16 protein-coding genes are annotated in these 19,375 nt (G+C 68.8%); 9 read left to right on the forward strand and 7 right to left on the reverse strand.

Annotation, left to right across the window (positions count from 1 at the left end):
• A partial coding sequence (gene hutG / locus ACN675_RS21475) for a formimidoylglutamase (protein WP_420752769.1) occupies nt 1-713 on the forward strand: 713 nt, incomplete at its 5' end.
• 98 nt (nt 714-811) lie between these two features.
• Nucleotides 812-2,053 carry an NAD(P)/FAD-dependent oxidoreductase gene (locus ACN675_RS21480; RefSeq protein ID WP_420752770.1) on the forward strand — a complete coding sequence of 414 codons (1,242 nt, stop codon included), beginning with the start codon at nt 812-814 and terminating at the stop codon, nt 2,051-2,053.
• 32 nt (nt 2,054-2,085) lie between these two features.
• Here the strand turns inward: ACN675_RS21480 and hutH are convergent, their stop codons facing one another.
• Entirely contained in the window at nt 2,086-3,627 is a 1,542-nt protein-coding gene (gene hutH, locus ACN675_RS21485) for a histidine ammonia-lyase (RefSeq protein WP_420752771.1), read from the reverse strand.
• Between the two features lie 2 nt (nt 3,628-3,629).
• Complete coding sequence (locus tag ACN675_RS21490) at nt 3,630-4,235, reverse strand: PadR family transcriptional regulator (RefSeq protein ID WP_420752772.1); 606 nt, start codon at nt 4,233-4,235, stop codon at nt 3,630-3,632.
• Nucleotides 4,236-4,333: 98 nt separating this feature from the next.
• Here ACN675_RS21490 and ACN675_RS21495 point away from each other — a divergent pair, with 98 nt between their 5' ends.
• Entirely contained in the window at nt 4,334-4,792 is a 459-nt protein-coding gene (locus ACN675_RS21495) for a DUF1707 SHOCT-like domain-containing protein (protein ID WP_420752773.1), read from the forward strand.
• 10 nt (nt 4,793-4,802) lie between these two features.
• Here the strand turns inward: ACN675_RS21495 and ACN675_RS21500 are convergent, their stop codons facing one another.
• The gene (locus tag ACN675_RS21500) at nt 4,803-4,913 is read right to left on the reverse strand and encodes a pentapeptide repeat-containing protein (protein ID WP_420752774.1); all 111 of its coding nucleotides are present in this window, start codon (nt 4,911-4,913) and stop codon (nt 4,803-4,805) included.
• Between ACN675_RS21500 and ACN675_RS21505 the strand changes: the two genes are divergently transcribed.
• On the forward strand, nt 4,894-8,337 hold the full coding sequence (locus tag ACN675_RS21505; protein WP_420752775.1) for a TM0106 family RecB-like putative nuclease: 3,444 nt from the start codon (nt 4,894-4,896) through the stop codon (nt 8,335-8,337). The genes ACN675_RS21500 and ACN675_RS21505 overlap by 20 nt on opposite strands.
• 15 nt (nt 8,338-8,352) lie before the next feature.
• Here the strand turns inward: ACN675_RS21505 and ACN675_RS21510 are convergent, their stop codons facing one another.
• The 3 genes from ACN675_RS21510 to ACN675_RS21520 are packed head-to-tail and all read right to left on the reverse strand — an operon-like array spanning nt 8,353 to nt 12,881.
• The gene (locus tag ACN675_RS21510; RefSeq protein WP_420752776.1) at nt 8,353-9,543 is read right to left on the reverse strand and encodes a thiolase family protein; all 1,191 of its coding nucleotides are present in this window, start codon (nt 9,541-9,543) and stop codon (nt 8,353-8,355) included.
• Nucleotides 9,544-9,581: 38 nt separating this feature from the next.
• A complete protein-coding gene (locus ACN675_RS21515) occupies nt 9,582-11,306 on the reverse strand; it encodes a class I adenylate-forming enzyme family protein (RefSeq protein WP_420752777.1) in 1,725 nt (574 codons plus the stop codon).
• A 60-nt stretch (nt 11,307-11,366) separates the two neighbouring features.
• Nucleotides 11,367-12,881, reverse strand: coding sequence for a carotenoid oxygenase family protein (locus ACN675_RS21520; protein ID WP_420752778.1), 1,515 nt, complete (start codon nt 12,879-12,881; stop codon nt 11,367-11,369).
• 214 nt (nt 12,882-13,095) lie between these two features.
• On the opposite strand from ACN675_RS21520, the gene ACN675_RS21525 reads away from it, so the two are divergent.
• The 4 genes from ACN675_RS21525 to ACN675_RS21540 all read left to right on the forward strand — a co-directional run bounded on the left by ACN675_RS21525 (nt 13,096) and on the right by ACN675_RS21540 (nt 17,317).
• Nucleotides 13,096-14,325: an acetyl-CoA acetyltransferase gene (locus ACN675_RS21525; RefSeq protein WP_420752779.1), complete on the forward strand. Its 1,230-nt coding sequence runs from the start codon at nt 13,096-13,098 to the stop codon at nt 14,323-14,325.
• A 14-nt stretch (nt 14,326-14,339) separates the two neighbouring features.
• Nucleotides 14,340-15,347 carry an NAD(P)H-dependent flavin oxidoreductase gene (locus tag ACN675_RS21530; protein WP_420752780.1) on the forward strand — a complete coding sequence of 336 codons (1,008 nt, stop codon included), beginning with the start codon at nt 14,340-14,342 and terminating at the stop codon, nt 15,345-15,347.
• Between the two features lie 23 nt (nt 15,348-15,370).
• Nucleotides 15,371-16,306, forward strand: coding sequence for a winged helix-turn-helix transcriptional regulator (locus tag ACN675_RS21535; protein ID WP_420752784.1), 936 nt, complete (start codon nt 15,371-15,373; stop codon nt 16,304-16,306).
• A 147-nt stretch (nt 16,307-16,453) separates the two neighbouring features.
• Entirely contained in the window at nt 16,454-17,317 is an 864-nt protein-coding gene (locus tag ACN675_RS21540; RefSeq protein ID WP_420752781.1) for an endonuclease domain-containing protein, read from the forward strand.
• A 69-nt stretch (nt 17,318-17,386) separates the two neighbouring features.
• Here ACN675_RS21540 and ACN675_RS21545 read toward each other — a convergent pair whose 3' ends face one another.
• Nucleotides 17,387-18,457, reverse strand: coding sequence for a porin PorA family protein (locus ACN675_RS21545; RefSeq protein ID WP_420752782.1), 1,071 nt, complete (start codon nt 18,455-18,457; stop codon nt 17,387-17,389).
• A 341-nt stretch (nt 18,458-18,798) separates the two neighbouring features.
• Between ACN675_RS21545 and ACN675_RS21550 the strand changes: the two genes are divergently transcribed.
• Nucleotides 18,799-19,266 carry an SRPBCC family protein gene (locus ACN675_RS21550; protein ID WP_420752783.1) on the forward strand — a complete coding sequence of 156 codons (468 nt, stop codon included), beginning with the start codon at nt 18,799-18,801 and terminating at the stop codon, nt 19,264-19,266.
• Nucleotides 19,267-19,375 lie beyond the last annotated feature (109 nt).

The following is a 19,375-nucleotide window of genomic DNA, read 5'->3' on the forward strand; positions in this document are numbered from 1 at the left end:
TGTACGACGCGGGCGACGTGGTCGTCTCCGGCGGCGACCTCGAGGGAGCACAGCGCCGCCTCGGCGCCGCGGTGACCGCGCTGCTCGACCACGGACACCCCGTCACGATCCTCGGGGGCGGGCACGAGGTCGCATACGGCACCTACCTGGGCATCGCGGGCAGCGCGGCCGTGCGGGACGGCGCGCGCTGCGGCGTGCTGAACCTCGACGCACACTTCGACCTGCGGTCCGACGCGACACCGAGTTCGGGCACCCCGTTCCTGCAGATGGCGCGCGCGGAGAAGTCGCGGGGTCGGGATCTGCGGTATGCGGTGGTGGGGATCGCGCAGTCGAGCAACACGTCCGCGCTGTTCACGGCCGCCTCCGAACTCGGGGTGCGATACCTGCTCGACGACGAGTGCCGCATCGCGCATCTGCCCGATGTCGAGACGTTCGTCGGCGAGTTCCTGGCGACGGTGGACCTGGTCCACCTGACCGTCGACCTGGACGTCCTCCCCGCCGCGATCGCGCCGGGTGTCAGCGCCCCCGCCGCGTACGGGGTTCCGCTCGAGGTGGTCCAGCACGTGTGCGATCTGGTGGCGCGCAGCGGCCGGCTCGCCGTCGCCGAGGTCGCCGAACTCAACCCGGCCTTCGACATCGACAACCGGACGGCGCGCACCGCGGCGCGGCTCGTGCACCGGATCGTGACCGGAAGACCCCCAGGCGCTCCCTAGAACCGCGACCCGGGATCCGGGCCGATGTTCACCGCCCCGGTCGCGCACACGCGTGCATGATGGAAACGGATGGGGCATTTCGGATACGGGAGTGCGTCATGACCGTTCGTCGGGTGATCGTCGTCGGTGCCGGTGTCGTCGGACTGTCCACCGCCTGGTTCCTGCAGGAGCGCGAGGTCGCGGTGACGGTGCTCGACCGCAAGGGTGTCGCCGCGGATGCCTCGTGGGGCAACGCGGGATGGTTGGCTCCGGCGTTGACGCTGCCGCTGCCCGAGCCGTCGGTGCTGCGCTACGGACTGCGGTCGGCGCTGACTCCGTCGTCGCCGGTGTACGTGCCGCCGACCACCGACCTGCGGTTGCTACGGTTCCTCGCCGGTTTCGCCCGCAACTGCACGCCCGGTCGCTGGCGTGCCTCGATGGCGGTGTTCGCGCAGGCCGACCGGGTCGCGCTGGACGCCTACGACGACCTGATCCGCGGCGGGCTCACCGAGCAGACCCGCACCGCCGATCCGTTCCTGGCCGCGTTCGTGTCCGAGTCGGACCGGCAGGGCCTGCTCGACGAATTCGAGCACGTGCGGGCCGCCGGCGGCGAGGTCGACTACGAACTTCTCGATCGTGACACCGTGCGGTCGCTCGAGCCGCTGCTCGGCGAGGCTGTGCGGGTGGGGGTGCTGATCCGGGGGCAGCGGTTCATCGATCCACCCCGTTTCCTCGCGGGCCTGGCCGACTCCGTGCGCGACCGCGGCGGTGAGATCGTCGAAGGGTTCGACGCCGGGTCGGTACGTGCGCGCGCGGAGTCCGTGGAGGTCACCGGCCCGGACGGGCAGGCATACTCGGCGGACGCGGTGGTGCTCGCGACCGGCGCGCGGCTCGGCGATCTGGCGCGACCCTTCGGGGTGCGGACGATCGTGCAGGCCGGTCGCGGCTACAGCTTCAGCGTCCGCCCGGCGGAACTGCCCAAGAATCCGATCTATTTTCCGACCCAGCGGGTCGCGTGCACACCGCTGCACGACCGGCTGCGGATCGCCGGGATGATGGAGTTCCGCAGCCCCGACGCCCCGTTCGATCCGCGGCGGGTGCAGGCGATCATCGATGCCACCCGCCCGTTGCTCAGCGGAATCGATTGGTCCGCAACGAAAGAGGAGTGGGTGGGGTCGCGTCCGTGCACGGCGGACGGCCTGCCGCTGATCGGCGAAACCCTGTCGCCGCGGGTGTTCGTCGCGGGCGGGCACGGCATGTGGGGGGTCGCGCTCGGTCCGCTGACCGGCCGGTTGCTCGCGGAGCTGATGACGACCGGTATTCCGGAGCCGCTTCTACGTCATTTCGATCCCCTGCGATGAGCGTCGCTGGAGGATCGTGAGGGCGTCGACCGTCACGGCAACGAGCCGACGACCGCCTCGGCCGCGGCGACGAGTTCACCCGACGCGGCCATGGCCACCGCCTCGTCGATCTCCGGTGCGAGGTGCCGGTCCGTGCCGGGTCCGGGCACGCGGCGACGCAACGCATCCCGGACCGCGGCGGTGCCCGGAGCCGGGGTCAACGGGGAACGAAGGTCCAGTGCTCGTGCAGCGGTGAGCAATTCGATCGACAGCACCCGCGTCAGTCCGTCCAGGGCGCGGCGCAGTTTGCGGGCGGCGGACCACCCCATCGACACGTGGTCCTCCTGCATCGCCGACGACGGAATCGAGTCGACGCTCGACGGTGCCGCAAGCCTTTTCAGCTCCGTGACGATTCCGGCCTGCGTGTACTGCGCGATCATGTGGCCGCTGTCGACCCCGGGGTCGTCGGCGAGGAACGGCGGCAGGCCGTGGTTGCGCGCGACGTCGAGCAACCGGTCCGTGCGACGTTCGCTCATGCTCGCGACATCGGCGACGGCGATCGCGAGGAAATCGAGGACGTAGCCGAGCGGGGCGCCGTGGAAGTTGCCGTTCGATTCGATCCGGCCGTCGGCGGTGACGACCGGATTGTCTATGGCCGAGCACAATTCGCGGTTCGCGACCTGTTCGGCGTGGGAGAGGGTGTCGCGGGCCGCGCCGGCGACCTGCGGTGCGCAGCGCAGCGAGTACGCGTCCTGAACGATCGGGCAGTCGTCGGTGCGGTGGCTGGCGACGATCCCGGAGCCGGCGAGCAGCCGGGTCATGTTCGCCGCCGCAGTCGCCTGACCGGGGTGCGGACGCAGCGCGATCAGGTCGGCGGCGAAGACCCGGTCGGTCCCGAGCAGCGCTTCGACGCTCATGGCCGCAGCGATGTCGGCGAGCCGCAGCAGATCGGCGAGATCGCGGCACGCGAGCACGAGCATGCCGAGCATTCCGTCGGTGCCGTTGATCAGCGCTAGACCTTCCTTCTCGGCGAGAACGACCGGCACGCACCCCGCCTCGGCGAGCGCCTCCACCGCCGGCAGAACGACACCGGCGCGGTCGCGAACCGTGCCTTCCCCGGTCAGCGCCAGCGCGACGTGCGCGAGAGGCGCCAGGTCGCCGGAACAGCCGAGACTGCCGTGCTCCGGAACGATCGGGGTGATGCCCGCATCGAGCATGGCCGCGTACGCGACGGCGGTGTCGACCCGGACGCCGGTGCGTCCCGTCGCGAGGGTGGACAGGCGCAGCAGCATCATCGCCCGAACCACCTCCCGCTCGATCTCGGGGCCCGTGCCCGCGGCATGTGAGCGCACGACGCTGCGCTGCAGCCGAGCCCGGTCCTCGGTGGGGATGTGCCGGACGGCGAGGGCACCGAAGCCGGTGGAGATGCCGTACACCGGCCGGGAGCCGCGGGCCAGCGCATCCACGAGGGCGCGGCCGTCGGCGATCGCGGTGAGCGCCTCGTCGGACAATCGGACCGACGCGTCACCGCGCGCGACCTGCACCACCTCGTCCGGGGTGACGGGTCCGATTCCGACGACGACCTCACCGGCCACTGCTACCTCCCGGATTCGCGTTCGAGGTCGTTGTGGGCTTCGAGGTCATTGTGGACGCCGTCCTCGCTCGGGGTGTCGCCTTTCGGGTTCGGGCCGGTCAGGCGGTCCCCGACGCGGTCGAACCAGTCGAGCACCGCGCGTTCGTAGAGCACGCCGAAGTCGAGGGTCGCCCCGAAGTAGGGGTCGACTCCGTCGAGCGCGGCGAGTTCTTCGTATTCGGCGAGGCGTTGTTCGTGGGCAACGCGGTGGGTGGCGAGCATCTCCGCGAGGCGCTCGGGCGGCAGATGGCCGCCGAAGGCGACGGTCAGCAGCAGTGGGTACCGGATGTTCTCGGGGCCGGGTTCCCGGACGATCCAGTCCGCGAAGGCGCGACGGCCGGCGTCCGTGAGGGAGTAGGGCTTGCGGTCGCGCGGGCCCTTCTCTCCCGCCACGATCAAGCCCGCGGTCTCCATCGCCGCGAGTTCCCGGTACACCTGGCTGGTCGTCAGGGACCAGAACTTGCCGATGCGGTCCTGCGCGGTCGCGACCAGGTCCCATCCGGTCTTCGGGCCCTCGTGCAGGAATCCGAGCAGCGACGCCGCGGTCGCATTGAGGGGTCGGGCTGTCATCGCGGGTTCCTTCTGCCGAGGGGTTGACATTCCACTGTGGCATATCGCATGCTGGTTTACGCGACATTCCACAATGGAAGATCCTGGGAGGGATCCCGATGGACGCACTCGCCCCCGAAACCCACATCTCCGGCCTCCGCATCTCCGACGCCGACCGCGAACGGTTCGTCGAGATCCTGGGCACCCATGTCGGCGCGGGCCGCCTGACCCTGACCGAGTTCGACGAACGCGTCGCGCAGGTCTACCGGGCCGTCACCGAGGACCAGGCGCGGCAGGTTCTCGCCGACCTTCCCGCCCCGGCGCCCCCGGCCCCGCCCCGGCGCCCGCTGCGGGACTACGTGCACAGGCTTCCGCTGCACCAGCGCATCGAATGGTCGGCGTGGCTCGCCGTCGGTGTTCTGAACCTCGCGATCTGGGCCATCGTCTCGCTCGCGGTCGGCGCACTGATCTACCCGTGGCCGGTGTGGGTGATCGGACCGTGGGCCCTGGTTCTGCTCAGTCGCACTGCGCTCGGCGTCGAGGGCGGAGCGGTGGCTACGGAAAGGCGATGCGTCTGAGATAGTCGACTCATGCGACCGCTGTACCCCGGAACTCAGCACCCCGGAACTCAGCACCCCGGAACTCAGCACCCCGGAACCCGGCACCCCGGAACTCGCTGATGTTCCTGCTCGACGACACGCTGGTGTACAGCGCAGGCGACCTCGCCCACGCCGCAACCTGCGAGTTCTCCCTGCTCCGGGCGCTCGATGCGGCGCTGGGCCGGGGTACGCAGTCCGACACGGTCCCCGACCCGATGCTCGAGCGGGCCTTCGCGCTCGGCGATGCGCACGAGCAACGCGCGCTGTGGGACTTCCAGGAGCGTTTCGGTGCCGGGGTCGCGATCATGTCGCGCCCGGAACACACCACCGACGGCTACGCGGCAGCGGCCGCCGCGACACTCGACGCCCTCCGCGCCGGGATGGACGTCGTCTACCAGGGCACCTTCTTCGACGGCCGGTTCGTCGGCTTCTGCGACTTCCTCGTCCGTGACGGCGACACCTACGCGGTCTACGACACGAAACTGTCGCGGCACACGAAGATCCCGGCGCTGCTGCAGGTGGCGGCGTACGCGGATGCGCTCGCCGCCGCGGGTGTCCCGGTGTCGTCCCACGCGCATCTGCTGCTGGGCGACGGGACCGACTCGGCGCATCCGGTCGCGGACATCGTTCCGGTGTTCGCGCTGCACCGCGCCCACCTGCAGGAACTCCTCGACGACCACCACCGCGCGGGTGCACCGGTGGCCTGGGGCGGTACCGGGCACATCGCGTGCGGGCGCTGCGCGGCGTGCGAGCCCGAGGTGACGTCGAGCCGGGATCTGCTGCTCGTCGCCGGGATGCGGGCGACGCAGCGGGCCCGGCTCATCGCCGGAGGCATCACCACCGTCGACGAACTCGCCGCCCGCGAGGACGCGGTCCCGGGTATCGCCGCACGCACCTATGCGTCGCTGCGCGCGCAGGCCCTCGCCCAGCTGGAGCAGGAGCGAACGGGCTCGGCGTATGTGGAGGTGTTCGCCCCGAACAGTCTCGGCGCACTGCCGAAACCGGATGCCGGGGACATCTTCTTCGATTTCGAAGGGGATCCGCTGTGGTGCAGGGACGACAGCTCGGACTGGGGGCTCGAGTACCTGTTCGGCGTCGTCGAAGGGACCGCGCAGGAACCGGTGTTCCGGCCGTTCTGGGCCCATGATCGAGCCGAGGAACGACGCGCGTTCACCGCGTTCCTCGACTACCTGACGGACCGGCGGCGGCAGTACCCGAACATGCACGTCTACCACTACGCGGCCTACGAGAAGTCGGCACTGCTGCGGCTCGCCGGGAGGCACGGGGTCGGCGAGGAGATCGTCGACGACCTGCTGCGCGCGGGTGTTCTCGTCGACCTCTACCCGGTGGTGCGGGCGTCGCTGCGGATCGGTGCGCCGTCGTACAGCATCAAGAAACTCGAACCGCTGTACACGACGAAGCGCGACGGCGACGTCACCGACGCGGCCACCTCCGTCGTCGCGTACGCCGACTACTGCGACCATCGGGACGCCGGCGACGACACCGCCGCTGCGGAAGTGCTGGCGGGCATCGCCGCGTACAACAAGGACGACTGCGTCTCGACGATGCTGTTGCGGGACTGGCTGCTCGCGCGCGCCGACGAACACGGTGTCGCGACCACCGACCCCGTCGCGGTGACCGAAGTCGAGGAGACGGAACCCGATCCCCTCGAAACGGCCCTGCGCGAGTTCGCCGGTTCCGCAACGCATGCGGACCGCACCGCCGAACAGCAGGCAGCGGCGCTGATGGCCGCGTCGCTCGGATACCACCGCCGCGAGCGGAAACCGTTCTGGTGGGCACATTTCGACCGGCTGTCCGATCCCGCCGACGAATGGTCGGACACCCGCGACACGCTGGTCGCGGCGTCGGTGACGCTCCTCGACGACTGGCACAAGGCCACACCGCGGCAACGGAAACTGCGCCGCAACATCAGGTTCGTCGGCGAATTCGGAACCGGCAGCACCGTCGGACCGGGAACCACGGTGTACCTGCTCTACGACATTCCGGTACCGGACGGACTGCTCGATGGGGGCCCCGGAACCCGCGGCTGGAGCACCGGCACGGTCGTCACCCGCACGACGGACGACCGTTTCCACGACGTGCTGGTCGTGGAGGAGACGCTGTCCACGGATTGCGACGAGTACACGCAGCTGCCGATGGCGATCACCCCCGGGCCGCCGATCCGGACGACGAGCATCGAAGCAGCGATCGTCGCGGCCGCCGACCAGATGTGCGGAGCGCTGCCGCAACCGCCGGTCACGGCGGCGGTCGACGTGCTGCGCCGGATCCCGCCCCGCACCCGGTCGAATGCCGGCCTGCCCCCGGTGGTCGACGGCGACCACGCCGCCGCGATCACCGCCGCACTCCTCGACCTCGACGATTCGTATGTCGCGGTGCAGGGTCCGCCCGGCACCGGAAAGACCTACACGGGCGCACGCGTCGTCGCCACCCTCGTGCTCCGGCACGGATGGCGGATCGGCGTTGTCGCACAATCACATTCGGTGATCGAGAACATGCTCGACGGGATCATCGACGCCGGCGTCCCGGGTGATGCCGTCGCGAAGGCCAAACCGAGGAAGACCGATCCCGCCTGGACCGCGTTCCCCGACGCCAAGGCCCTGGCCGGGTTCCTCGACCACGCCGTCGACGGCTGCGTCGTCGGCGGAACGGCATGGGATTTCACGAACCTGTCGTGCTTCGAGCCCGGCGGTCTCGACCTGCTCGTGATCGACGAGGCCGGGCAGTTCTGCCTGGCGAACACGGTCGCGGTCGCACAGGCCGCGCGAAAGTTGTTGCTGCTGGGCGACCCTCAACAACTCCCCCAGGTCAGCCAGGGCACCCATCCGGAGCCGGCGGACACCTCGGCACTCGGATGGCTCGCCGAGGGGCATGGCGCACTACCCGCCGACCGCGGCTACTTCCTGTCCCGCACATGGCGTATGCACCCGGCGCTGTGTGCTCGGGTGTCGGACCTGTCGTACGAGGGTCGCCTGCTCTCCCAGGAGAACGTCACGGCCGCACGGTCGCTCGACGGGGTACCGCCCGGCGTGAGCACCGTCCTGGTCGAGCATCACGGCAACTCGACCGAATCGCCGGAGGAAGCGGACGAGATCACCCGGCGCATCCTGGGCCTGCTGGGCACACCCTGGCGCGACCCGAACTCGTTCGACGGCACCCGCCCGCTCGACCAGGGCGATGTCCTGGTGGTCGCGCCGTACAACGCGCAGGTGATCGCGATCCGTGAGCGGCTGGCCGCGGCAGGTCTGGACCGGGTCGACGTGGGAACGGTCGACCGGTTCCAGGGACGTCAGGCGGCCGTGGTGTTCGTGTCGATGACCGCATCGGCGCACGAGGACGTCCCGCGCGGCATGTCGTTCCTGTTGTCCCGCAATCGGCTCAACGTCGCGCTCTCACGCGGGAAATGGCACGCGGTCGTCGTGCACTCCCCCGCCCTGACCCGGTATCTGCCGAGCACGCCGGAGGGGCTGGCCGAGCTCGGCGCGTTCCTCCGGCTCACCCGCTGATCCGGCCCGGCCCCCTCACACCCGCTGCACGACGACCGCCGCCCCGAGCCCGAGACCACCCGGAATCACGAGCAGGGCGAACTCCCCGTCGGTCCGGTCCAGCTCGTCCAGGGCGTTCGCGAGCAGCATCCCGCCGCTCGCACCCAGCGGATGTCCCGTCGCGACGGCGCCGCCGTTCGGATTGATGCGCGCGGGGTCGACGCCGAGTTCCCGGGCGACGAGCAGCGGCGACACCGCGAACGATTCGTTGGCCTCGACGACATCCAGGTGCGCGGCCGTGATCCCTGCCCGATCCAATGCGGCGCGGGCCGCGGTCACGCCCGCGGTCAGTCGTGGCGAGCGCACCGCCGTCTGGGTCACCGCGACGATCCGCCCGATCGGGGCCGTGCCCGTGGCGGCCCGGGAGCGCCCGGATCCGAGGACGAGGGCCGACGCCCCGTCGGCCAGTTGCGGCGCGGTTCCCAGCGTGTGCAGGCCGCCTGCGGGCCGGAGCGAATCGGGTAGCTGCCGCGCGACGCGTTCCCAGGACGGATCTTCCCCGAACAGCGTTCCGAGGGAGGCGAATCCGTCGAGGTTTGCGTCGGCGCGCGCTCCTTCGTCGCGGCCCAGCACAACGGTGTCGCCGGACGTGACCGGGACGATCGACGCGAATGTCGCCGCGGCGGAACGCTGATGCGACGTCACGGCGTAGCGGTCGAGATCCTCGCGGGTGAAGCCCGCGTCGGCCGCGGTCAGGTCCGCCGCGACGCCGATGGTCACGTAGCCGGTGACGTCCTGCAGCGGACCCTCGTAGGCGAACGCGGGTTTGTCGGCCAACATCGGCACCCGCGACATGGACTCGACCCCGCCCGCGACGACGACGTCGTGCATGCCGGACGCCACCTTGGCTGCGGCGGTGCCGATCGCATCGAGACCGGAGCAGCACAGCCGCGACACCACCCCACCCGGAACCGTGTCGGGCCACTGCGCCCACAGGGCGGCGGCACGGGCGACGTCGCCGCCCTGGTCACCGGCAGCCGTGCTGGTGCCGATGACGATGTCGTCGACCCGCTCGGCGTCGAGTCCCCTCGCCTGCAGGGCGCGCAGCAGCGTCGCGAGAAGTTCGTATGCGGGCACGTCGGCCAGGGTTCCGCCGCCGCGCCGGACGCGACCCTTGGGTGTCCGGACCGCGTCGTAGACGAAGACGTCCGAGTTGAACTGGGACAAGGGATCTCCACTTCGGGAACAGAGGGATGGTGCGGGACTCAGTCGACGGACGTGGGTGTCCGCCGAAGTTCACGCTTGAGGAGCTTTCCGACGGCGTTGCGGGGAAGCACCTCTCGGACCTCGAGGCGCTCGGGAAGCTTGAACGAGGCGATCTTCCGTTCCTTCAGGAACGCCACCAGTTCGTCGAGGGTCAGCGATGCACCGGCACGGCACACGACGACCGCGGCCACCTTCTCGCCGAGCACGGTGTCGGGATCACCGACGACGGCGACCTCCGCCACCGCCGGGTGTTCGGCGATGATGCCTTCGAGTTCGACCGGTGCGATGTTCATGCCGCCACGGATGATCAGGTCCTTGCTGCGGTCGACGTAGCGCAGGTACTGGTTCCGGTCGCCGGCGATCTCGAAGATGTCGCCGGTCTTCAGGTATCCGTCGTCGTCGAACGGACTGGGGAGGTCCGCTCCCCCGATGTATCCGGGGAAGACGGCGGGGCCCGCGATCCGGAGTTCGCCGGGCCGACCCGGTTCGGTGATCTCCTCACCGGTCGTGAGGTCGACGAGCTTGACGCCGACGCGTTCGGCGAACCTCGACGACCACCGGATGCCGTCGGCTCCGTAGCGGGGGAAGAACTGCGCTCGGATGTCGGGGTCGGGGAAGTCCTCGGGACTCGACAGCAGCGATACACCCTCGTTGGAGCCGAAGAAGTTGATGACGCTGAGCCCGAACCGTTCCTGCCACCCGCGCACCATCGCCGGTTGCAGCGGCGCCGAACCCGAACCGATCCGGGTCAGGCTGGACAGGTCGATCTTCGCGAGCAGGTCCTCGTTGTTCAAGAGCATCCACATCAGCGCCGGCGGCGCGATCGTGTAGGTCACGCGCTCGACCGCGATCTGCCGGAAGAAGGTGGGCGCGTCGAAGGGATGGTGTTGCACGAGCGTCGCCCCCATGACGAGCCACGGCAGCAGCATGCCGTTGATGCCCGCCATGTTGATCATGGGGAACGGGTTGAGCAGCACGTCGTCGGCCACGACGCGGGGTGCGTCGATCGTCGCGATCGAGAAGGCGAGCCAGTCGTAGTGGGTCCGCTGTACCCCCTTCGGTTCGCCCTCGGTGCCGGACGTCCAGCAGATCGTGACGCAGTCGTTGGGATCGTTCGGGTCCGCGGTACGCAGCGCCTCGACCCGTCCCCTGTCGGTGTCCGAGGCCGGACCCGGGACGATGTGCGCGTCGGCGGTTCCCGAATTCTCCTCGGCCGCACCGATCGTCAGGACCGACCGCAGGGACGGAATCGTGTGCCGCACCGCAACGACTTCCGCGGCGGTCGGCCGGTCACCGAACTTCTCCACGGTCAGCAGGGTCGCGAAGCCGCCCTTGTTCGACATCGTAACGATCTCGTGTTCGCGATACTGCATCGCCAGCGGCGACACGACGGCACCGATCGACCACGCTGCGAGGTACACCTCGACGAGTTCGACGGAATTGGGCAGTTGCACGCCGACGACATCACCGCGACCGATTCCGTGGTCGAGCAGCAGCGCCGCGAGGTGGACGACCTCGGATTCGAGTTCGTTCCACGTGAGGCGCCGGGGCTGCGATCCGACGAGGTCGGCCCGGTTGGCCGGGTCGACGATCGCGGTGGCGTCACCGCGCGCGCTCACCTGCTCGCGGAACGCTTGGTCAAGCGTTCGATCCGTCCACCATCCGCGCCGGACGTAGTCGTCGACGCGCTCTTTCGGATGCAGGCCTCGGCGTGGCTGGGCCATGTGCCACCTTTCCTTCTCGACTGTGCGAACTGGGTTATGGGGAGAACGGATTCACGATGCTCACAGGCCGATCGCCTGTGCCGGGTCGTCGGCGGCGCGCCAGCGCCGGAGTTCTTCGCCCGCCGCCCACGTGGAATGTGTTCCGCTCGAAATACGTTCGGGCAGGCGCAGTTTGCAGACCGGTCCGTCTCCGACCGCCGCCGCGTCGAACACCAGGCAGTAGGAGGCGTCGTCGTTCATATCGGTGGTGAGCGTCACGAGGTATCCGTCGTCCTCCGACGTGCTGCCCACACGCGGAGCCATCGACGTCTCGCTGCCGTACACGGCGTCGCCGAACGACCAGCTCTCCTCGGCGCCGGTGCGCACGTCGTGCTTGACCAGGCCGTTGAACAGGAACCGTCCCGGCTCACCCGTCGCCGCGTAGACGTAGCGATGCTCGCGTCCGCCGAGCGCACCGTTGATCATGCCGAACTCGGTGATCGTGTCGGTGAGGGGTTCTTCCTTCACCGCTCCGGTGACGAGGTTGAAACGCCAGCGGTGCAGCCGGGTCTGCAGGTAGTCCAGTGCGAGGAACCGGAATGCCCGCTGCTGGTCCGTAAGCCCTTCGGGCGAAGGTTCGGGGGCACCTTGGTAGAAGCCGTCGAGCACGATCTCGTCGCCGTCCTCGTAGGCGTTGGCGAAGTGCAGGACGTAGGTCGGGTCGGCTTCGAACCACTTGATGTCCGACGGCTGCCCGCGACGCGGGATGACCGCGAACCGGGCCGGCATGTCGCGATGGAACTTCGGTGCGTGGACGCCGCGCTCGAGCAGCCGCGGATCCCAGAACAACGGCAGATCGTTGAGGATCGCGTAGTTCTCGGTGAAGGCCATGTCGTGCGGCAGGCGCGGACCGGGGAGCGGGATGTCGACGTAGTGGACGAGGTCGTTGTTCTCGTCGACGACGCCGTACTTCATGTACGGCGCCTCCTTGCTGTAGTTGAAGAACAGCATTTCACCGGTCGTTTCGTCGACCTTCGGATGCGCCGATACGCCCCAGTGGAAGGGGAAACTCCCGTTCCAGTCCTCTTTGCCCAGCGTACGGGCCGAGTACGGATCGAGGCGGTACAGGTCACCGCACTGCCAGAAGCTCGTCAGAGCACGCCCGCGATGGACGACGACGTCGGTGCTCGACGCGTCCTTCATCCGCCGCCGCGCGCCCCAGCCGTCCTCACGTTCGGCCCACTCGGGCATTTCCGAGGCACCCGCCCACAGGGCACGGCCGGCTTCGTTCTCGGCGAGAAGGCCGTCCGTGCGGACGAAACGATTGCGGTAGAACGCCTTCCCGTCCCGGAAACCGACGACGTGGATCATGCCGTCACCGTCGAACGGGTGGTATCTCTGCACGGCCGGATGGAGCGGGTTCTCGGTGTTGCGCAGGTACACACCGTCCAGGTCCGTGGGGACCTGCCCCTCGACGACCTCGAGATCGTCGGCCTTCCATTCGGTGGTCTGCGGCCGCCACGGGCCGGTGCGGTAGGGGTGATCGTCGTCCTCGGGAAGGGTCGACAGCAGTCGTCCGACGATCTCGATATCCATGATGGCGTTCACCTTTCGCATCGGCTGGCGCGGCATCCCGACGTGGGGGTCGGGGCGCGCCTTCGTTCTACAACTAAGAGAGTGACTAACGACACGTGCCGTTGTCAAGACACCCTCGACATCCACGTCCCGAGGGAAGAGGACTTCCCATTTCCCGCAAACTCTTATAGTTGTAGTAACGATCGCAGTTCACACAGCCCGAAAGCAGAGACCCATGAGCCCTGAACCGGTGTGGATCGCCGGCGGATACCAGTCCGACTTCTCCCGAAACCTCACCAAGGAGGGTCTCGACCTCGACGCACTGACCGCCGAAGTCGCCCGCGGTGCACTCGACGCCGCGAGCATCCCGATCGCCGACATCGACGTCGTCCACGTCGGGAACGCATTCGCGCAGGTGTACACGGGTCAGGGCCACCTCGGTGCGATGCCGGCCTCGACCCTCCCCGATCTGTGGGGTGTGCCGGCCACCCGCCACGAGGGCGCCTGCGCGTCCGGATCCCTCGCGATCCTCGCGGCGATGGCCGACCTCGAATCCGGGCGATACGACTGCGCCCTGGTCGTCGGCGTCGAACTCGAGAAGAACGTGCCCGGCGACCTCGGTGCGAAGAACATGTCCGGCGCTGCCTGGATCGGGCACGAGGGTCAGGATGCCAAGTTCATGTGGCCCTACATGTTCAGCCGCATCGCCGACGAGTACGACAAGCGGTACGGCCTGGATCCCCGGCACCTGTGGAGCATCGCCGAGCTGAACACCCGCAACGCCCGTTCCAATCCGAACGCGCAGACCCGCGGGTGGAAGTTCGGTCCGGCGTCCTTCACCGACGACGCCGACGCCAACCCGGTCGTCGAGGGCCGGTTGCACAAGGTCGACTGCGGTCCCCTCACCGACGGTGGCGCCGCGGTCGTCCTGATATCGGACCGGTACCGCCGCGCCCACGCGGAAACCGCCGAACAGAAAGACCTTTCGCGCATCCTCGGCTGGGGCCACCGCACCGTCGGCCTGCTGCTCGAGGAGAAGCTCGCCCGCAGCGCCGACGAGCCGCTGATGTTCCCCCATGTGTCCGCCGCGATCGGGGATGCCTTCACGCGCGCCGGCATCAGCGGGGTCGACGACCTCGACCTCATAGAGACCCACGACTGCTTCAGCGCCAGCGAATACATGGCGATCGACCATTTCGGTATCACGGAACCCGGCGAGAGCTGGCGCGCAATCGAATCCGGAGATCTCGAGATCGGCGGGCGCATTCCGATGAATCCGAGCGGCGGCCTGCTCGGCGGCGGACATCCCGTCGGCGCAACCGGTGTGCGTATGCTCCTGGACTGCCACAAGCAGGTCACCGGGACGGCGGGCGACTACCAGGTGCCCGGCGCTGCCCGTGCCGGAATGCTCAACTTCGGCGGAAGCACCACCACCACAGTCAGTTTCGTCGTCGGACGGGACTGAGCAGAAAGATGACCATGACAACAGCATCCCGCCCGGTGACACGCTTCGAGAATCTGCGCCTGCCGGTCGTGGCGGCACCGATGTTCCTCGTCTCCGGCCCCGACCTGGTGGTCGCCGCCTGTGAGGCGGGCATCGTGGGATCCTTCCCCAGCCCGAACTGCCGCACCACCGCAGACCTCGACGAGTGGATGGGCACCATCCGCGACCGCCTCGCATCGTCCCGCACCGCGCCGGCGCCGTGGGCACTGAACCTCGTCACCCACCGGACCAACACACGGCTCGCCGACGACCTGCGGCTCGTCGCCGAACACCGGCCCGACATCGTGATCACGGCCCTCGGCTCCCCAGCCCCGGTGATCGACGTCGTCAAGTCGTACGGGGGAACTGTCATCGCAGACGTCGTGAACATCGCGCTCGCCCGCAAGGCCGCAGAGACAGGTGTCGACGGGCTCGCGTGCGTGTCCGCCGGCGCGGGCGGCCACACCGGTCACCTGTCCCCCTTCGCGTTCATCTCCGCGGTCCGTGAGTTCTTCGACGGGATCGTGACCGTCGGCGGGGCCATCACCGACGGGGCCGGTATCGCCGGGGCAGTCGCCGCGGGCGCCGACCTCGTCTACATGGGCACCCGTTTCCTGGCCGCCGGCGAGAGCATGGCCGCACCCGAATACAAGCAAATGGTCGTCGACCACGGTCCCGACGATCTGATCGTGAGCGCCGGCATCACCGGCACTCCCGCGTCGTGGCTGCGCCCGAGCCTGGTCGCCAACGGATTCGATCCCGACAACCTGGTTTTCGGTGCCGAGCGGTCCTACGATGCGGCATCCGACGGTCCCGCCCGCTGGAAGGATGTGTGGGCGGCCGGCCAGGGGCTGCAGACCATCAAGTCGGTCGAGCCGGTCGCGGCCATCGTCGACCGGCTCGAATCCGAGTTCGCCGCAGCCACCACGCGATTCGTCGGCAACGGCTACGGCACGGCGGCCGCAGCACCGGGACCGGATCGAGCACAGGAGCGGCACCACTAGAGTCAGCTGACGTGGCCGAACGAATGTTCACCGAGCTTGCCGAGGGCGGCGACAACGCGATCGCCGTCACCCTCGGTGTGCTCGGCGACGAATGGAATCTGTGGATCCTGCGTCACGCGGTCGCGGGGTGCCGGCGCTACGGCGACTGGATGGCACAAGGTTCCATCTCGAACTCCGTTCTGTCGAAACGGCTCACCCGGCTGACCGAGCTCGGCCTGCTCGACAAGGTGCGCTATTCGGACCATCCCGTCCGATTCGAGTACCCGCTCACTCCGCGCGGACTCGCCGTCTGGCCGGTGCTGCTGAGCATGTGGGCATGGGAGCAGACGTGGTCGCCCGAGTCCGCCGACGTGCTGCCGTCCATGCGGCACGCTGCCTGCGGCGCGACGTTCACACCGGTTCTGGCCTGTCGCGCGTGCGGTGAACCCTGCGACCGGCACGACGTGTCGGCTGATCTCGGGCCGAGTGCCGACTGGTCGCGCAGCGTGCCGGCGTCGATCGGCCGTCGCCGGTCCACGTCGGCGCGGCAACCGTCCCAGGTGCTGCCGCACACCATGGAGCTGCTGGGAAACCGGTGGTCGGCCGCGATGATCGGGGCGTTGTTCCTGGGCGCGCGCCGGTTCGGCGAACTGGCGGAACGCACCGGCGCGCCGCCGGCGATGGTCGCCGACCGACTCCACAGGCTCGAGGACCTCGGGGTTGTGGAGACGTCACCGAACCCGACGCGGCCGGATTGGGTGACCTACGGCCTCACCGCCAAGGGTGAGGCGTTCTTCCCTGTCATCGCGCTGATGATCGACTGGGGTCAGCAGTGGTACCGGGCACCCGAGGGTCCCGCGATCCTCTTCCGGCACGTGGTGTGCCGGAAGGACTTCCATCCGGTCTTGCAGTGCAGCGTCTGCTCCCAGCCGCTGCGCGGCCGGGAGGTCCTGATCGAGCCCCCGGTTTCCGGCACCTGATGAGCGGGAGGTTGTGCGCGAGATCTTCGGGAATCTCGCGCATATCCTCCCTCTCGTCCGCCGGAGGCCTGTGGATAACGTCGAAGTTGTACACATTTGCCGCCCAGCGGGTTTCGCGAACGTCCGCGGCCGCGCACGCTGGGCACCATGATCGACTTGGACGAGCCCTTCCGGGGTTCGGAAGCCCTCGACGCGGGGATCGTCACCCGGTACGGCCTCGACCGGCACTTCGTTCGCCTGCATCGCGACGTGTACATCCGCCCGGGGATCGCGCCGACGGCGCGTCTGCGAGCGGAGGCCGCGTGGATGTGGTCCGACCGCACCGGGATCCCGGCCGGACTGTCGGCGGCCGCGGTGCACGGCTCACGGTGGATCGACCCACACGCGCCCGCGGAACTGATCAGGGACGGCCATGTGCGGTCGGTGCCCGGCATCGTGGTGCGTACTGCACGGGACGTGGAGACGTGTGTGGTCGACGGAATGATCGTGACATCACCGGCGCAGACGGGCTACGACCTGGCACGGCGTCACCGTCCCACGACCGCGTGCATCGAGATGCTCGACGCACTCTGCAACGCAACCGGATTGACGGTCCGCGCCATCCAGGACGTCGCAGCAACCCATCGGGGTGACCGAGGCGTCGGCGACCTGGGTCGGATACTCACCCTCGTCGACGGGGGCGCCGCCTCGCCTCCCGAGACGCACACGCGGCTGCTGTTGATCCGTGCGGGATTGCCCGCCCCGGAGACACAGATCGAGGTGTTCGACGGTGACCGCTTCGTCGCGCGGGCGGACCTGGGCTGGACGCACTGGCGGGTGCTCGTCGAGTACGACGGCAGCCACCACTGGACCGATCCTGCCCAGCGCACGAGCGACATCGAACGCTATGCCCTGCTTCCGGAACTGGGTTGGACGGTCATCCGGGTGGGCGCGGACCTGCTCTACCGGCGATCCGGGGTCCTCGTCGAGCGGGTCCGGGAGGCCTTGCGTCGTGCAGGCGCTCCCGTCTGAGACATCGAGCGGGAGGTTGTGCGCGAAATTTTCGGAGAAATCGCGCACAACCTCCCGGTCGACGGAGGCTCACGAAGTCGTGGCCTCCAGCACGTCGCCGCTCGCGTCGTCGACCTCGCCCGCCGACGGAGTCGCAGGCTCCGGACGGCGGCGCAGGAACGCCACGGCGATCAACACGACACCGATCACGGTGAGCAGCAGCGGCAGCCACTTCGAGACGATGTCGAGCATCGTCTCCGACGACGACAGCTTGGAGGCCGTGTTCGCGACCGATGCGTCGTCGGTGCTCACGACTGCGCGGGACAGGTCGAGCAGCGGGATCAGCTCGTCTCCGTTCTTCATGTTGAGCACGGTGGTCTGATCCTGGACGGAGCGCAGCGGGCTTCCGAAGCGGGTGTCGATGTTCATGTCGATCGTGGTGTCGACGGTCAGCACGACGGGCACGAGGTCGGGCTGGGCCGCCAGCGCCGCGGTGATCGGCTGCGCCTTCTCGGGCGGCAGGACACCCGCGAGGACCTGGAGGGTCTGCTTGGGAAGGACCGAACCGTCACCCACTCCTGCCATCGCGGCGATGCCGGCCTGCGCTGGAGCCAGGACCGCGGGGTCGGCGATCGGCGCCGTGAGATTGCCCCGCAACTCGAAGACGTCACGACCCTCGAGGACCGAGTCCCCGACGTGCTCGAGCGTAATGGCTTCGCGAGTAACGGTGTCGTACAGCGTGTTACCGTCCGGCGAGGGGTTCATCGGCAGCGAGAAGACCATTCCGCCCTTCTGGTCCTCCACCTCGAAACCCTCGGGCGCCGACTGCTGCGTGTAGTCGACCCGGCTGAGCGCGTAGGTGTGGGACGACGTGGAATCTCCGGTGGGCCGCTGGGTTTCGGACACGCTCGTGATGACCGCGACGTCGCCGTCGACGTGGTCGACGTCCACGTGCCGCGCGACCGTGAACGCGACGCCGTCCCCGAGGGCGAACTTGCTGGGGTCGAACGACTGCAGGCTCCCCGTGTAGGTCGACCGGCTGTCGATCTCGGTGGGCATCTTCGTCATCGACGGGACGAGGACGAATCGGATCAGCGCTGCGGCTGCGATGAGTAGCACTCCGACGATGGCGAGTACGAGCGACGAACGACGCAAAGACACGTGGTCCTCCTGAGATTGCAGACAGCACCGGTCCGCGGACCACCCGCGCTGGGAGACCGCTCGATACTGACGAAATACGTGATTGAATGCGCTGCAACGGATTCGGGCCACCGCTGCAGGATTCCGACCTCTCCGGGCGCCCCCGCGCCCCACCCCTCCGATCGTCCCACTCGGTGACGCGCTCAGCATACGGACTGCATGTACCTGACATGCCGATTTTCCCGGAGAACGGGAGACGTGGAACCAGGCAAATCGACCGCTACCCTTCCGGTGCAGGCCTGCGTACGATACGGTCGGAAACTGCCCGTAACCCTAAGTACCACTTACATACCGGGAGTGACGTGTCCAGAACCCTCGAAGCCACGATCGACATCGCCGCGAGTCCGCAGCAGGTGTGGGCGGTTCTCGCCGACCTCCCGCGGATGAAGGAGTTCAGCCCGCAGTGCCGCGGGATGAAGGTGCTCGGCGGTCCGGTCGGTATCGGCACCAGCACGATCAACATCAACCGCAGGGGCGCGCTCGTCTGGCCCACCACGTCCAAGATCCTCGCCTTCGAGCCCGGCCGTGAACTCCGCTTCCGCGTCAACGAGAACCGCACGATCTGGTCGTTCGTCCTGGAACCCTCCGAAACCGGCACCCGCGTCGTGCAGCGCCGCGAAGCGCCCACCGGCACGACCAAGATCTCGCGGACCCTGATCAACCTGGCGATGGGCGGAACCGAATCGTTCGACGACGAAATGATCGTCGGAATGAACGCCACGCTCACCCGGCTGAAGCACGTGGTGGAGGCCACGCCCGTCACCGCGTGACGTTGCTCGCGTACGCTGTGGTAGCCCGCGGGCCCGTCGGTCCGCGGCTCACATCGCACGCGACAGTAAGAGGAGCCGTGGCCCGAAAGCCCACACCCGCCGGAATGCC

It is taken from the genome of Rhodococcus sp. O3, from assembly GCF_048897285.1.
In the GTDB taxonomy this organism is placed as follows: domain Bacteria; phylum Actinomycetota; class Actinomycetes; order Mycobacteriales; family Mycobacteriaceae; genus Rhodococcus.